The sequence below is a fragment of the Desulfomarina profundi genome, assembly GCF_019703855.1.
Lineage (GTDB): Bacteria > Desulfobacterota > Desulfobulbia > Desulfobulbales > Desulfocapsaceae > Desulfomarina > Desulfomarina profundi.
Genome location: NZ_AP024086.1, coordinates 4,292,273 through 4,307,339, shown reverse-complemented (window position 1 = coordinate 4,307,339; position 15,067 = coordinate 4,292,273). Strand labels below are relative to the sequence as shown.

The 15,067-nt window shown below is 47.0% G+C and carries 12 protein-coding genes and 1 pseudogene; 7 read left to right on the top strand and 6 right to left on the bottom strand.

Features of this window, described 5'->3' with window-relative positions; translation table 11 throughout:
* Nucleotides 1-467: 467 nt before the first annotated feature.
* On the bottom strand, nt 468-1,199 hold the full coding sequence (locus tag LO777_RS19855) for a ComF family protein (RefSeq protein WP_228855550.1): 732 nt from the start codon (nt 1,197-1,199) through the stop codon (nt 468-470).
* A gap of 365 nt (nt 1,200-1,564) precedes the next feature.
* On the opposite strand from LO777_RS19855, the gene bamA reads away from it, so the two are divergent.
* The 7 genes from bamA (at nt 1,565) to LO777_RS19820 (ending at nt 10,387) form a co-directional block, all read left to right on the top strand.
* Entirely contained in the window at nt 1,565-4,132 is a 2,568-nt protein-coding gene (gene bamA, locus LO777_RS19850) for an outer membrane protein assembly factor BamA (RefSeq protein ID WP_228855549.1), read from the top strand.
* Nucleotides 4,133-4,262: 130 nt separating this feature from the next.
* The gene (locus LO777_RS19845) at nt 4,263-5,780 is read left to right on the top strand and encodes a transcription-repair coupling factor family protein (protein WP_228855548.1); all 1,518 of its coding nucleotides are present in this window, start codon (nt 4,263-4,265) and stop codon (nt 5,778-5,780) included.
* Entirely contained in the window at nt 5,699-6,691 is a 993-nt protein-coding gene (locus LO777_RS19840; protein ID WP_228855547.1) for a DEAD/DEAH box helicase, read from the top strand. The genes LO777_RS19845 and LO777_RS19840 overlap by 82 nt, the downstream gene beginning before the upstream one ends.
* A gap of 32 nt (nt 6,692-6,723) precedes the next feature.
* Entirely contained in the window at nt 6,724-7,818 is a 1,095-nt protein-coding gene (locus tag LO777_RS19835; RefSeq protein WP_329955763.1) for a TRCF domain-containing protein, read from the top strand.
* Nucleotides 7,805-8,515, top strand: a complete 711-nt coding sequence (locus tag LO777_RS19830; RefSeq protein WP_228855546.1) for an HAD hydrolase-like protein — start codon at nt 7,805-7,807, stop codon at nt 8,513-8,515. Before LO777_RS19835 ends, LO777_RS19830 begins: the two co-directional genes overlap by 14 nt.
* Nucleotides 8,512-9,696 carry a glycerophosphodiester phosphodiesterase family protein gene (locus LO777_RS19825; protein ID WP_228855545.1) on the top strand — a complete coding sequence of 395 codons (1,185 nt, stop codon included), beginning with the start codon at nt 8,512-8,514 and terminating at the stop codon, nt 9,694-9,696. The genes LO777_RS19830 and LO777_RS19825 overlap by 4 nt, the downstream gene beginning before the upstream one ends.
* Before the next feature lie 235 nt (nt 9,697-9,931).
* Nucleotides 9,932-10,387: a glycine zipper domain-containing protein gene (locus LO777_RS19820; protein WP_228855544.1), complete on the top strand. Its 456-nt coding sequence runs from the start codon at nt 9,932-9,934 to the stop codon at nt 10,385-10,387.
* Between the two features lie 321 nt (nt 10,388-10,708).
* Here LO777_RS19820 and lipA read toward each other — a convergent pair whose 3' ends face one another.
* The 5 genes and pseudogenes from lipA to gcvPA form a co-directional block, all read right to left on the bottom strand.
* A complete protein-coding gene (lipA, locus tag LO777_RS19815) occupies nt 10,709-11,608 on the bottom strand; it encodes a lipoyl synthase (protein WP_228855543.1) in 900 nt (299 codons plus the stop codon).
* A complete protein-coding gene (lipB, locus tag LO777_RS19810; RefSeq protein WP_228855542.1) occupies nt 11,592-12,104 on the bottom strand; it encodes a lipoyl(octanoyl) transferase LipB in 513 nt (170 codons plus the stop codon). Before lipB ends, lipA begins: the two co-directional genes overlap by 17 nt.
* On the bottom strand, nt 12,104-12,280 hold the full coding sequence (locus LO777_RS19805; RefSeq protein WP_228855541.1) for a lipoate--protein ligase family protein: 177 nt from the start codon (nt 12,278-12,280) through the stop codon (nt 12,104-12,106). The genes lipB and LO777_RS19805 overlap by 1 nt, the downstream gene beginning before the upstream one ends.
* Nucleotides 12,273-13,742 (bottom strand): aminomethyl-transferring glycine dehydrogenase subunit GcvPB, encoded by a 1,470-nt coding sequence (gcvPB, locus tag LO777_RS19800; RefSeq protein WP_329955632.1) that lies wholly within the window; start codon nt 13,740-13,742, stop codon nt 12,273-12,275. The genes LO777_RS19805 and gcvPB overlap by 8 nt, the downstream gene beginning before the upstream one ends.
* Nucleotides 13,742-15,066: pseudogene (gene gcvPA / locus LO777_RS19795) on the bottom strand (aminomethyl-transferring glycine dehydrogenase subunit GcvPA). Before gcvPA ends, gcvPB begins: the two are co-directional and overlap by 1 nt.
* Nucleotide 15,067: the final 1 nt, after the last annotated feature.

Below are 15,067 nucleotides of genomic sequence, written 5' to 3'. Positions count from 1 at the left end.
ATTCAAAAACCAGTCTCATCAAACTGTACATATGAAGTTTCGGGAAGATGCGCCCGACTCGCAAATCATGTGAGAGAATTAACTTCAATTTCCGATTCCAGTCAAAGACGATTTTCAGATATTTTGCTTCTTCAATCTAAAAATATGCACATGGAGTGCAACTCCTTACTGCACCTGCCTTTACACCCAGGCCCGTCCCCTTTCCCTTGAAATAAGGGGATCTTTGCAAACTCCATTTTTATTCCGACATATAGCACCCTTAGAGAGTAATCAACAAAGTTATCAACAATTGAATCATAATCCTTAACTTGGTTTTTCTCAAAATAACTAAATAAAACAAAATATATCTCAATATTGCTCTATGAAATTTTTCAATCTCGTATTCCACGTGGGTTTCAGCATGAAAAAAAAATTATCCCTCTCAAAAAAAAAGTCATTTTTCCAGAAGTACTGCCACTCTGTTCCACCTACGCCCTGGCAAAGGTAAGAATTCTGACTTCTTTTGCACCATATTTCAGAAGAGTTTTACTGCATTCTGCCACTGTTGTTCCAGTTGTAAAAACATCATCAACTAAACATATCCTCTTTCCTGGAACATCTTCTCCATTCCGGCATACAAAAGCATTTACAAGGTTTTTTCTTCTCGCTTCACCCCCAAGGGATGTTTGTGAAACAGTATGATATTTCCTGACAAGAATATCGGACCTTACTGTACAATCGGCAGTCTCTTTAAAAAAGAGATCCGCCAGCAGCATTGACTGATTTAAACCTCTTCTGCGAAGGCGTTTTATATGAAGAGGTACAGGTACGGCATAGTCACATTGTTCAAATTCACTCATATCATAGCAGGAGACGATATCAGCGATACCAGGCAATACAGATGGATCTTCTCTGTATTTCAATCTGTAAAGCAGTTTTTTTACCGGCTCACTATACCTGACAACAGAACGCGCCAGTGTATAAGGCGGAAAATTCTGAAGGCAGTCCCCGCAAAAATGCTCTCTATGGTGATACGCTGCAAACTCGACACCACATCTCCTGCATACTGGTGATTCGATATATTGAATTGCAGCACGGCACTCCCGACAGAAGAAACAAAGAGATCTGTCAAATAGTTTCTCACCACAGGCAATGCAGCAATGGGGAAAAAACAGATCAGCAGCATCCTGTATACGAGTAAATACATCCAACAATTTCATAACATTAAAAATAATTTTCTATAAATTTCATGAAAATTTCCTGATTTTTTTCCCCCTTGCAACTGCACCCTTTGCAAAGACGACCAAACATGGCATAATGAACAAATTTTGAAGCAGTCACCAATTCAGGATAAACCTGCATGGCACGACTTGATGGATCAGCAATAAACCATGAAAATCCTAACTGCGCCAAAACAATCCTCGGCAGCGAGATTTTCAGATAAACACACATAATATAAACGGGACCAGATCATATGATTTTTCTCCAGGAAAACACATTTTTTCATAAACTGAAACAACCGTTATCGATATCTGTCTTCATCCTGTTCCTTTTCACGTTTGTATTATCATGCCACGCCGAGTCTTTGAAAACACTTTTTCTGCCTCTGAAAATTAACAGTTCCACCAATATCACCACTCTGACCTCCCAGGCTGACAGCGCGCTGGCCGAGGCCCTCTCTGCTGCTGACATACAACAACTCCCAAGGACTAGTCCGGAAATCAAGGACTTAAAAACATGGCCCCCCAAGCCCGCTGACCTGAAGAAAATTGCTGATGCCCATCAGATTGACTATATTGCCACGGGAAGCCTTACGGAAATTGGTGGTCAGTTCAGTATTGATGTAAAGCTGTTTGACACTCTCTCTCCGGAAAGCCCCACTTACTATTACCAGACAGGTAAAAACCCGGACGAGTTGCCCATGCTGCTCTTAAAAATCATCACGGGGATACAGGCATATATCGACAGAGATTTCAGAATTTCATCAATAGCTCCCGAAGGCAACAGCCGGATTGATTCCGGGGCAATACTCAGAAAGATCAAGACCAAGGCTGGTGATGCCTATGATCCGGCCGCCCTCCGACAGGATTTGAAATCCATTTACAAGATGGGATATTTCAATGACGTTCAGATCGATGTTCAAGATACAGCAAACGGAAAAAAAATAATCTTCCGTGTTGTTGAAAAACCTGTCATCCAGTCAGTCATATTTGAGGGAATAGACGAGCTGAAAGAAGAAGACGTCAAGGAAGCCGCCAATATCAAGGAACATTTCATCCTTAACCCGGTAAAAATAAGTGCTGCAGAGGAGGCGATCCGTCAGCTGTACAAAACCAAGGGTTTTTACAACAGCAAGGTCAACTCAACAATCAGCTATCCGAACGACAAAGGTGCAGTTGTCCGTTTTATTATTGATGAAGGCGAGAAGATTTATATCAAGAAAATCTCCTTTGAAGGTAATACTACCTTTGACGATGATGAACTGCTTGACGTGATCGAAACCAAGGAAAAATGGTTTCTCTCATGGCTGACTGAGGCCGGTCTTCTGGATATGGTGAAAATAAAACAGGATACATCCAGAATCATCGCGTTTTATAACAACCACGGTTTTCTGGATGCACGAATCGGGGAGCCTGAAATTCGACAGGAAAAAGAATGGCTCTACCTGAAGTTCGTGATCGACGAGGGTCCCCGGTTCCGCGTGGGCACGGTTGAATTCTCTGGAGATATTATCGGAAGTAAGGACAAGATGCTGGATTTACTCCAAATACGGAAAGAAAAATATCTCTCACGTCAAATACTGCGAGAAGATATTCTCAAACTGACTGATTATTATGCGGAATCCGGATATGCCTTTGCCAACATCAGACCGATAACCAGGAAAACAACCGGAAACAGAATTGATATTAATTTCAAGATCAGTAAAGGTGACCTTGTATACATTGACAGGATCACCATTAAAGGTAACACGCGTACAAGGGACAATGTCATCCGGCGGGAGTTGAAAATTGCTGAGGGAGGTGTCTTCAACTCCAAGGCACTGCGTCAATCCACCCAGGCTCTTCAGCGACTCATGTATTTTGAGGAGGTCAATATCACTCCTGAGCCATCACTGAATCCTGCCCGAATGAATATAGTGGTCGAGGTAAAGGAAAAAAGCACAGGAACGTTCAGTATCGGAGCAGGTTACAGCTCTGTTGACAAGCTCATACTCATGGGCCGGATATCAGAAAACAATTTTCTGGGCCGCGGTGACACTCTGGCACTGAGTGGAAATATCAGCGGTTTCAGCTCCAGATTCAACCTGGGATACACAAATCCTCATCTGAACGATTCTTCTTTTTCCTGGGGGATGGATGCTTTCAGTACAAAGCGCGAGTATGATGATTACACAAAAGACTCCAAAGGTGGTGGCATCCGCATGGGTTATCCCATCTGGGGAAAATGGAAGTTTTTTGGAAACTACAGCTATACCAACACCGACTTGACGGATGTGGAGGATACGGCCTCTTACGTTATTCGAAAATCGGTGGACCTTCATGTCACCAGTGCAATCAAGGTTTCCCTGGTTAGAGACACCAGAAACCGTCTATATGGGGCTTCAAGCGGTTCTAGAAATGTGCTCAGTGTAAAATTCGGAGGCGGCCCCCTGGGAGGAGATGCACAATTTACCAAACTTGAAGGCTCAACCAGCTGGTACTTCCCCCTGCCGTTCAAAACAATTTTTCATATCAAGGGTGCTGCCGGCCAGGTCTTTGAGAACGAAACAGACAAACTGCCGGTTTATGAACGGTTTTACCTCGGTGGCCTCAATTCCGTCAGAGGTTTCAAATACGCAAAAATCAGTCCGATTGACGAAGCATCCGGTGACAGGATAGGTGGCGACAAGATGTGGTATTCCAATATTGAATTTATCTTCCCTCTGCTCGAAACCCAGGGACTTCGCGGTGTTTTCTTTTTTGATTCCGGTCAGGTCCTCGATGACGATCAAAACTGGGGCGATTTTACCGATTCCATCAAAAAAGCTGCCGGTGTTGGTGTTCGCTGGTTGTCACCCATGGGTCCCCTGCGGCTGGTGTGGGGATTCAACCTTGATCCACTGGAGGATGAGGATAAAACAGTGTGGGATTTCAGTATAGGCGGTACTTTTTAGCCCATTTGCTTTTCAGGCTGAACAATACGATCCAGCAACTGTGTAATAGACTTAACATTGTAGTTTTTCTCTCTTTATCAGGCTGATGCCGGTTATACCTCTAACTTCGGTGTAACCGGCACTTCTTTTCATGACGCATTCTATCTCAAAATCCCTCTCTGTCGATGCTGCTCCTTTCGCTGTAAAAGGTTTACGGGGAGCTGCACCTGCATGGCTGTCGGCAATTGCCAGTAGGAAGACCACCTGCTGCTGTATTGTTCCGGATGAACATCTTGTCTCAATTTTCGAGCAGGATATAAAACTGTTTACAGACAGACAGCTCCTGATCTATCCAGGCCATGAAATCCCGCCATATACTCCGCTCTCTCCGGACCCGCAGATCACCGCGGCCAGAATTGCAACACTTTACCAGGCTACGGAAAATGACAGTGACCATATTATAATTACTTCAATAGAGGCACTCCTTCGCCGTGTCATACCGGATAAGATTCTCAGAAATGAAGTTGAATATCTCATGTCGGGAGAAGAATGTGACATGGATGAGCTCCTGGCTGGCCTGGTTCAGCTTGGATATGAACAGGTGGGCCTCGCCCAGTCCGTGGGGGATTTTTCTGTCCGGGGTGGCATTGTTGATATTTTCCCCCCTGCCTTTATTCTGGAAAACGGTAAACTCCACAGGGGACCTGTTCGGCTCGATTTTTTTGGGGACACCATCGAATCCCTGCGCTCTTTTGATCCCTTCAGCCAGCGCTCAACCGAAGAAATAACTGATGCGACCTTGCTGCCGGTAACTGATATTATCAACCGAAAAACCGAAGACAACCGACAGATCGGACGCACTTTTCTTCAACTCGGCAAAAAATACGGTTGGGATGACGAAGAGGCCGCGTGGATCTCTGACCGCATAAAAAACGGTCGCCGATTTGCCGGAATGGAATTTTTTCTTCCTCTCTTCTATGGAAAAGAGAACTTACAACCAGCTACCGTTTTTGATTTCCTCCCCCGGAAAACATCCTTGGTCTTCATCGATCCCGAATCAGTTTTCCAGGCGATGGATATCATTTTTGAACGGATCAAAGCCAATTTCCAGTCTGCTGAAGCAGAAGGAAAACCCGCTCTGCCGCCAGCCGACATCTTCCTGGGAAAAGAAGAGATAAAGGAAAGAATGGCCTCATTCAGCCAGCTTCTCTTGACAGATTTTCCAAAGGAAAACACATCCAGTATAACCGTCAACACCTCTGATCACCGCCTCCTTAAGCAGGACATTGCCCTCAAAAGGGCCAGGATCGGGGTACTGGCACCTCTTTCTGACCAGATTGTCAAATGGCAGAATGACGGGGACAAGGTCATCATCTGCTGCCGGTCCGAACGCCACACAAAAAACCTGGCGGAACTGCTGACAAAACATAATCACACCATCAAGATACTCTCTCCACCTTTAGCCCCGAAAACCCTGTGGCGGGGGACCAGGAAACACTTTTCCTCTGCAATCATCCCCTTTCTGCAGGTTTTTCCCTTCTTGATGAAAAACTCCACCTGCTTTCAGAAAATGAACTGTTCGGAGCAATGCGGATTGGTGGCAGGGCTGCAAAGAAAAAACAGAAAGGTGAACCTGTACGTTTTGCCGAGCTGGCAGACGGGGACATAGTTGTTCATCGTGACCACGGGCTCGGCATCTACCGCGGTCTCTCCACAGTGGAGTTGTTTTCTGTTATTAATGATTTCATGCTCATCGAATATCGTGACGGAGATAAACTCTACCTGCCGGTTGACAGGCTGAACCTGATCAGTAAATACGAAGGACTCTCTGACAAGCAACCAAAAATCGATAAACTTGGAAGCCAGAGCTGGAAAACAACCAAATCCAAAATCAAGGAAGAGGTCTGGAAAGTTGCCCAGGAACTCCTGGATATCTATGCCCTGAGAGAAATCCGCAAAGGCCGGCAGTTTTCCCCACCCGGTCACCTCTTTCAGGAGCTGGAAGAATCTTTCCCCTTTGAAGAGACACCGGGACAGCAGAAGGCCATTGATGATGTCCTGGATGATCTGACGAGTGAAAACCCCATGGACCGTCTCGTTTGCGGGGATGTTGGATACGGCAAAACAGAGGTGGCAATCCGTGCTGCTTTCAAGGTTGTGGAAGACGGGTTCCAGGCTGCTGTCCTTGTTCCGACAACAGTTCTGGCGGAGCAGCATGTCAAAACCTTCAGGGAGCGCCTCAAAGGTTTTCCTGTTACAGTGGAATGCATCAACCGTTTCCGCACTCCGGCAGAGCAACGCAGGATCCTGAAGGAGCTGGCCCAGGGTGAACTCAACATCATCATCGGCACACACCGCCTGCTGTCAAAGGATGTTATCTTCCATAATCTGGGTCTGCTGGTCATTGATGAAGAGCACCGTTTCGGAGTTGCCCATAAAGAAAAGGTCAAAAAAATGCGGGCTGAGGTTGACATCCTCACCCTGACAGCGACTCCCATTCCGAGAACTCTGCAGATGTCGCTTCTCAATATACGTGACCTCTCTGTAATCTCAAGCCCCCGGAACACCGACGTCCCGTAAAAACCTTTGTCGCCCGTTACGATGATCTTGTCATCAGGGAGGCGGTCTCCAAGGAACTCCGCAGGGGAGGGCAGGTTTTCTTCGTCCATAACCGTGTCAAATCAATTTATCGGTTTGCGGCCTCAATTCAAAACCTTGTTCCTGGTGCACGTGTTGCCGTAGCCCACGGTCAGATGAATGGCAGGGAACTGGAAGAAATCATGGTCTCCTTTGTCAACCGTGAAATTGATGTCCTGGTCAGCACCACCATCATCGAATCCGGACTTGATATTCCCTCTGCCAACACCATCATTATCAACCGAGCCGATATGCTTGGACTTGCTGAAATCTACCAGTTACGGGGCAGGGTCGGACGATCAAATGTACAGTCTTTCGCCTACCTGCTCGTTCCCTCCATCGACCATCTCAGTCGCGACTCCAGGGACAGACTTCGGGCACTTATGGACTGTAATGACCTGGGAGGCGGTTTTAAACTTGCCATGAGCGATCTACAGATCCGCGGCGGCGGAAACCTGCTCGGTGTTTCCCAGAGTGGGAATATTGCAGCAATCGGTTATGATCTTTATCTTGATCTGCTGCAGAAGACCGTTGCCGACCTGAAAAGAAGAAGCGGGCAAAAGGATGCGGAAACGATCCGGGACTACATTGATCCGGAAATCAATCTCCAGATCTCCGCTTATATTCCCGCTTCCTATATTCCCGATGTCAGCCAGCGATATATTACCTACCGGAGAATTGCTGCCCTTGCTACATCTCCGGCTGACAGTGATGGAGATCTCAGGGACGAACTGATCGACAGGTACGGTAAAATCCCGCGGGAAACAGAAAATCTGTTCACGATCGTTGCCATAAAAAAACGTCTTTCCTTTCTCAGGATAAAAAAACTTGAAAAGGGCCGTGATACCCTGGTATTTCATTTTTCAGATGATACACCGCTCAGACCGGAAATGCTGCTTGGCTACCTGGAGAAATTCCCGGGGAAGAGAAGAAAGAATCCACCGCCGAAAATTACTCCGGAGGGACGGCTGATTATCTGCCGTAAAATGGATACAACCGAACAGCTTTTTAAATTCCTTTCCCGTACCTTAACAGATCTGGAAAACCTGACTGATCATGAAAATACTTGAACAACCCTTTGAGAAAAAGCCGACTCTCTTCCACTGGCATGAGATAGAAACAGTTTTCCTTGACCTGGACGGTACACTGCTGGACAGGTATTTCGATGACTATTTCTGGAACGAGTATGTCCCCCGGGTGTTTGCCGGAAAAAACAATCTCGACCTGGCAACAGCACGGAGACAACTGCTTGCCACCTATAAATCGGTTGAAAACACACTGCTCTGGACAGACCTCGATCATTGGTCGGCAAAACTGGATCTGAATATTCCCATGCTGAAAAAAGAAGTCAGTCACCTCATTGCAATCCATCCTGGAGTGATTGATTTTCTTGACCACCTCACAACACTCGAGAAGAAAATCTTCCTTGTGACCAACGCCCACCCGAAGACCCTCGATGTCAAGCTCGACAAAGTTGCCCTGAAGGGTTACTTTCAAGCTGTTTTTTCCTCAAATGATGTTGGGGCACCCAAGGAAAGGCAGCGATTCTGGAAGACTCTTGAAACTCTTCTTCCCTTTGCAAAAGAAACCACTTTTTTTGCTGATGATACTGAAAAGGTTCTTTTTTCCGCACGTAAATTCGGTATCCATCATCTCTGCCATATTGCCAGACCCAGCTCCAGACTTGCACCGGCGTTTTCCGACAGTTTTCCCTCCATCACCGACTTCAGCCAGTTGACACCTTCCCGGGAGGATCTCCTGATATGAAAAAACATCATGTCTTTCTGCTTTTCTCTTTTCTTCTTTTTTTTGCCGTATCCGTATCAGCAACAGAAAAAACCATCATTGTACGTAACGGAGGAGGCGACAGTCTCATAGAACATACCCTGCCTGCTGTTGTGCTGGCAGCCGCAGAGAATGCACCGTATATCGAACTCCACGTGGGGATGACTTCGGATAATCAGCTCGTTGTCTTCCGGGATCTTACCCTGAACCGGCTGACGGATGTCGCCAATCTCTTTCCCGAACGAAATCGTGAAGACGGTAATTTTTATGTCATTGACTTTACCCTGCAGGAAATTCGCCAGCTTCGCCTGCATAATGTTTTTGAAACCGATTCTTCCGCCCTTTCCATGGCCATTCCAACCCTGCAGGAAGAGTTGGCGCTGATTCGAAGACTGGAAAAAATAATGGGAAAAAAAGAAAAAACATCTGCTGAATATTCCATGGGAATCAGCCTGGAAATCAAACAGCCCTGGTTTTTTCATGACCACGACAGGGACATCAGCTCCGCTATACTCGATACTCTTCAGCTTTACGGCTACACAGACAGGAAAAGCAATCTTTTTCTCCAGTGTTTTGATCCGGAAGAACTGCAGCGAATCCACGACAGGCTGATGCCGGCAAGACAGATGGATCTGCCGCTTATTCAGATGGTTGGAAATGAGGACATTGTCGAAGCAAGACAGAAAATTCTGGGAGAATATATCCCCTACAACTATGACTGGCTCTTTACCAACAGCGGTAGAAGAATTCTCGCCGGTTATGCTGCAGCCCTGGCTCTTCCCGGCAGTTTGCTCCTTGACCGGGAAGGGAACCCCATCCTGCAGGATTATACAACCACCCTCCAGCAATATGGTGTGCGCATCTTTGCTATTCAGCTCAAAAAAAGATCTGAACCATTCCCGGCCTATGCTAGCGATTATCCTTCTCTGCTCCTGTATTTTCTTCAAAAAACTGCAATTGACGGTTTGTATTGCAATTCATTTCAAAGAACCGGAAAAATTGTAAACACTTTTGAAGAGAAAGAAAAAAGAAAGGCTGATCTTCCCGATTTTTTTTCATCCCTCAAACTGACGGTTCCACCGACTCAACATACCGTAACCCCAAAACAAAGTATAAAAAATTTCAACAATCTTTCCTCTCATGGAAGTCTTCCCTCTTTATAGACTTGCAATACCAGAATAAAATGGATAATTGTATATGTAATGGCATGCAAACCAAACTGTTTTAACTGAATACATTCATAGTTGTTACTCCCTGTCAAGCACTGATAAACACAACAGATACCTGCTGACGCGTACGCCAGCCTGGATCTTTGTCTTCATAGTGATGCGTTGATTTTTGCGCGCACAGTGGTAACAGCATAAGTAAAACACATTCTGATTTATTGGAGATAAGATAATGAAATATTTTACATTACCAATCCTGCTTGCATTTGTAGTGACTCTGAGCAGCTGCGGGGGCCAGGTATCCCAAGGAACCGCCGGGGCCGGTATCGGGGCGGCGAGTGGCGCAATAATTGGCCAGGCCATAGGCCGAAATACGGAGGCAACCCTGATAGGGGCAGCCTTGGGAACCATGCTCGGCTATATTGTCGGCAATGAAATGGATAAATATGACAGACAGCGGTTAAACCGTGTATACGAAGAAGCACCATCCGGCAGGGCCTCAACCTGGCGCAATCCGGACACCGGCAATACCTACCAGGTAACACCGCAACCCGCCTACTATCCCAAGGCGAAACCGGATACCCCTTGCAGACAGGCTGAAATACTGGCTACAATAGACGGAAAAGCCCAGAAAACCTATACAACAGCCTGCAGAAACAGCAGAGGACAGTGGGTGCTGCAGAATTAAGGAAATTGTTTTATTTGATGGACTCGTAAAAACTCCGATCTACTGCGTTGTGGGGTGATCGTGTAATGCTCGACGTACTATATGTACGCCTGCGCTTACACGACACCACCACGCCTTGTAATCGAAGTTTTTCCAGAGTCCATCTGAGAACGTTGAACGACTTTTTACGAGATCATCTTATTTCAGATCTGAACTTTTGAAGGAACTGAACGATGATATTTTTGTTCAGTTCCTTTTTTTTATTTTGATTACCCATATCTCCACCAGATCTCCCGCGTTATAAGGATCAGGCTGAGTTCGGTACGGAACCGAATTGGGTTGTTATTCTCTTTCCCTACTTTTTACCAGGGCTTTACGGTACAACTTCTCAGCTTTATACGAACTGCGTACAAAAGGACCGGAAGCCACACCTGAAAATCCAAGTCCCAAGGCTTTGTCGCGATAAATTTCAAATTCTTCCGGAGGCACAAAACGTTTGACCTGCAGATGAGTTGAACTCGGTTGAAGATACTGTCCAATTGTTAACAGATCACAACCTGTTTGGCGTAAATCCTGCCATGTTTCCAGGAGCTCTTCTGCCCTTTCTCCAAGACCGACCATGATACCCGTCTTTGTTATCATGTCTTTCTTCTTTTTCTTCACTTCGGTGAGCAGAGCAAGACTTCTGGTATACACGGCCTGGGGTCGAACCCGGGAATAGAGCCTTTTCACAGTTTCGATATTATGATTCAAAACATCTGGCCCTGCATCAAGAATTGTCTGCAGACTCTGCCAGTCACCCTGGAGATCGGGAATCAACACTTCTATCAGAGTCTTGGGACTGCAAAAACGGATGGCCCGTATTGTTTCAGCAAAAAAGGAGGCACCACCATCTGCAAGATCATCCCTGGTGACGGAGGTTATAACAGCGTAACGGAGCTTCAGGGAGACAACAGCCTCCGCCACCCGCATCGGTTCCGATTCATCCGGCCCTTCCACCGGCCTGTGAGCTACAGCACAGAAACCACAGTTTCTCGTACATCTCTCACCCAGAATCATAAATGTCGCCGTACCCTTTCCGTAACATTCAAACTGATTGGGACACTGTGCCTCCTGACAGACAGTTGTTAATTCTCTTGATTTCAGCAATTGCCGCAATTTCTCATACTCCGGACCACTCGGCAGACTGCGACGCAGCCATTTCGGCTTACCTACCCTGATTCCTTCAGCACATCCGCCCATAAAGCCATTCCTTTGGATACTCCTGAAAATCCTCATGAAAGAGAATCCCCAGAATTGCCTTGAGGTTTTTCTTTACATCCCCCGTTTCTATCTTTCTCCTGCCTGTCTCCTGCTGCAGGCTGGTCATTTTGACACCCTGCAATCCGCATGGGTTGACCCAGGAAAAAGGTTCCAGAGCCAGGTTGACATTCAGGGCCAGGCCATGAAAAGAGATCCCGTGTCTAATCGCAATACCGACACTGCCCAGCTTCCTGTTGCCAACCCATACTCCATGGTTGCGCGGGTCTCTTCCTGCTTGAACACCATAAACCGCAGCAAGGCGGATCATGATCTCTTCCAGCAGAAAAACATATTCACTCACTGCCAATCCCCGCTCCCTCAGATGAATAACCGGATAGAGGACAAGTTGCCCTTCTCCATGATAGGTAATATCTCCACCGCGTTCAATATGTACCAGTGAGATCTTCTTTTCATCCAGGAACTGCTCAGATACCATCAGGTTCTCCCTGCCCCCCGCCTGCCCAGTGTAAAAACAGACGGGTGTTCAGTAACCAGAAAAACATCTTCACAGTCCCCTTCTTTTCTCCTGTCAACAAGGGCCACCTGCAGTTCATAGGTTGCCCTGTATTCACTGAGTCCAAGATCAACAAGGGCTGTATCCTTCTCAGCCACGGAGACAGGGGCGCCTCGCCGCCCTGGTTTCATCCAGTCTTTTCAGCTTGGTAACCATGGGCGCATTATGGAGCAGGTCAGGATTCTCGTGGGCTTCTTTGACAATATCCTTTACTGCCTGGATAAACTGATCTATATCCTCTTTGCATTCCGTTTCAGTGGGTTCGATCATAATGGCACCGGCCACCACAAGGGGAAAGTAAATGGTCGGCGGATGATAACCGTAATCTATCAGCCTTTTTGCCAGATCAAGTGTAGAAACACCATACTTCTGCAGCGACTTGTCTGAAAAGACACATTCGTGCATACAGGATCTATCGTAGGCAAGGGTAAGAGTGTCCCGCAACTGTTCCTTGATATAAGCGGCACTCAGTACCGCATACTGACTTGCCTTTTTAAGATTCCTGCCACCCATGGAAAGGATGTAGGACCAAGCCTTCACCAGTACCCCAAAATTTCCATGAAATGCATGGACGCGGCCTACAGATTCCGGTGCATCGAAATCAAGACGATATCCCTCACCATCTGCAACAACACGTGGGACTGGAAGGAAAGGTGCAAGTTCTTCAGTCACACAGACCGGACCCGCACCAGGCCCGCCACCACCGTGGGGAGTGGAAAAAGTCTTATGCAGATTAAGGTGCATCACATCGACACCGCATTTACCGGCATCTATGATACCCATTACGGCATTCATATTTGCACCATCCCCGTAAACCAGCCCTCCCCTGGCATGGACAATCTCGGCAACTTCTCTGATATTTGTCTCAAAAAGCCCAAGAGTATTTGGATTGGTGATCATAATACCGGCAGTCTCATCATCCATTTTCTCTGCTACCAGCTCCGGATCAATGATTCCATTGACACTTGATTTAATCGGCACAGGTTTATAGCCGCAGAGAGCCGCACTGGCCGGATTGGTACCATGGGCCGTGTCCGGTATCAGGATCTTTGTTCTTTTTGAGTTGCGACTCCTGTGGTATGCTGCAAAAATCAACATGCCGGTTAACTCTCCGTGGGCACCGGCTGCCGGTTGAAGAGAAACCGCGGGAAGACCAGTTATAGCCGCCAGATAATTCTGCAGATCATAAAGAATCTTCAAAGTGCCCTGGACAAGAATATCATCCAGCATGGGGTGAGCTGCTGCAATTTCAGGAGTTGCCGCAATCTTTTCATTAATCTTCGGGTTATATTTCATGGTGCAGGAACCCAGAGGATACATTCCGGAATCGACACCAAAATTCCATTGGGACAGCCGGGTATAGTGGCGGACAACATCCACTTCACTGAGATCAGGAAAATCTATTTTTTCTCCCAGCAGTTCTTCCGGCAGCTTCGCTTTTCCTACATCATGAGCAGGAACGGACATTGCCCTCCTGCCTTTTTTCCCCTTCTCCCAGAGAAGGGGCTCATTAAAAATAAGACCGCTGGCACCAGCTTTTTCAGTCATTGGAGTTTCCATCACTGCACCTCACTGACTACTGTATCGATAATCTCTTTCCTGACAACCTCTGTGGCGCAGAAAAGATATTGCCCGGCCATTTCCGGATAGTAACGACCCAGCTCCAACCCGGCAACAATCCCCTTTTTCAAGAGACGCTCACGAACCGGCTGAAAATCATTTTTGAACTCCACCACAAATTCATTGAAAGTTGGCCCGCGAAAAACGGGAGTGGCTCCTTTCTTTACAAGTTCATTCTTAAAATATTCTGCCTTGCTGTAATTAAGTCCTGCCAGTTCACGCAGGCCGCTGCCCCGAGGGAGGCCATATACATGGTAGCTATCAGGGTACAGATACCCTGGTTTGAACAGATATTGGACGTGGCCTTTTCTCTTCTGATATGCTGCTCCCGGGTTGCAAGGGTCAAAACAAATCCCCGCCTGCCATCCAGGTCCACAGTCTGCCCGACCAGCCTTCCCGGCATATTTCTGGTGAACTTTTCCCTGCAGCCGAACATCCCCAGTCCAGGGCCACCGAAGGAGCGATTCATACCAAAACTCTGGCCCTCTCCGCAGGCAATATCAATACCGCATGTCCCCGGATTTTTAAGAAGACCATAAGCAAGGGGTTCTGAAAAACAGCTTACTGCCAGCGCATCAACGCCATGGGCAACAGAAGCTACAGCCTCAAGATCTTCAATGACACCAAAAAAGTTCGGCGACTGTACCGCCACCACTGCAAGGCTGTCCAGATCTGCGACACCACTCAGATCAGTCCTTCCATCCTCCAGAACCGGCAATTCCACAATTTCAAAGTCAGTCGGTTTCAGGTAGGTGGCAACAACTTCACGGTAATGCGGGTGAACAGCTGCGGAAAGCGCCACTGTCCTTTTCTTCCTGGAAATTCTGAGCGCCATCAGCAGCGCCTCGGCAAGAGCCGATCCTCCATCGTACATCGAGGCGTTGGCTACATCCATACCAAGCAACCTGGCAGTATAGGTCTGGTACTCAAATATTCCCTGGAGAGTTCCCTGGGCCATCTCGGGCTGGTAAGGCGTATATGCCGTCAAGAATTCCGAGCGGCTCATGAGGTTATTTATGGTTTCCGGGATATGATGCTGATAGCTGCCGGCACCAATCAAAACAGTTGTCTCCGGCTTCATCATGGACGCCATTTCAGCAGCATGACTCTTCAACTCCCATTCATCCAGAGCAGGCGGCAGAGGAATTTCCCCATCAATCCTGCATCCATCCGGTATGGAACCAAAAAGTTCGTCAAGACTCTTTCGACCAACGGCCTTCAGCATCTCCTGAACATCTTCGTCTGTGTGCGGTAAATAGCGCATG

Coding starts and splice junctions, on each gene's coding strand:
- LO777_RS19855 (WP_228855550.1), bottom strand. CDS start 1,199: ATGAAATTGTTGGATGTATTTACTCGTATACAGGATGCTGCTGATCTG.
- LO777_RS19845 (WP_228855548.1), top strand. CDS start 4,263: ATGACGCATTCTATCTCAAAATCCCTCTCTGTCGATGCTGCTCCTTTC.
- LO777_RS19840 (WP_228855547.1), top strand. CDS start 5,699: ATGCGGATTGGTGGCAGGGCTGCAAAGAAAAAACAGAAAGGTGAACCT.
- LO777_RS19830 (WP_228855546.1), top strand. CDS start 7,805: ATGAAAATACTTGAACAACCCTTTGAGAAAAAGCCGACTCTCTTCCAC.
- LO777_RS19825 (WP_228855545.1), top strand. CDS start 8,512: ATGAAAAAACATCATGTCTTTCTGCTTTTCTCTTTTCTTCTTTTTTTT.
- LO777_RS19820 (WP_228855544.1), top strand. CDS start 9,932: ATGAAATATTTTACATTACCAATCCTGCTTGCATTTGTAGTGACTCTG.
- lipA (WP_228855543.1), bottom strand. CDS start 11,608: ATGGGCGGATGTGCTGAAGGAATCAGGGTAGGTAAGCCGAAATGGCTG.
- lipB (WP_228855542.1), bottom strand. CDS start 12,104: ATGGTATCTGAGCAGTTCCTGGATGAAAAGAAGATCTCACTGGTACAT.
- gcvPB (WP_329955632.1), bottom strand. CDS start 13,742: ATGGAAACTCCAATGACTGAAAAAGCTGGTGCCAGCGGTCTTATTTTT.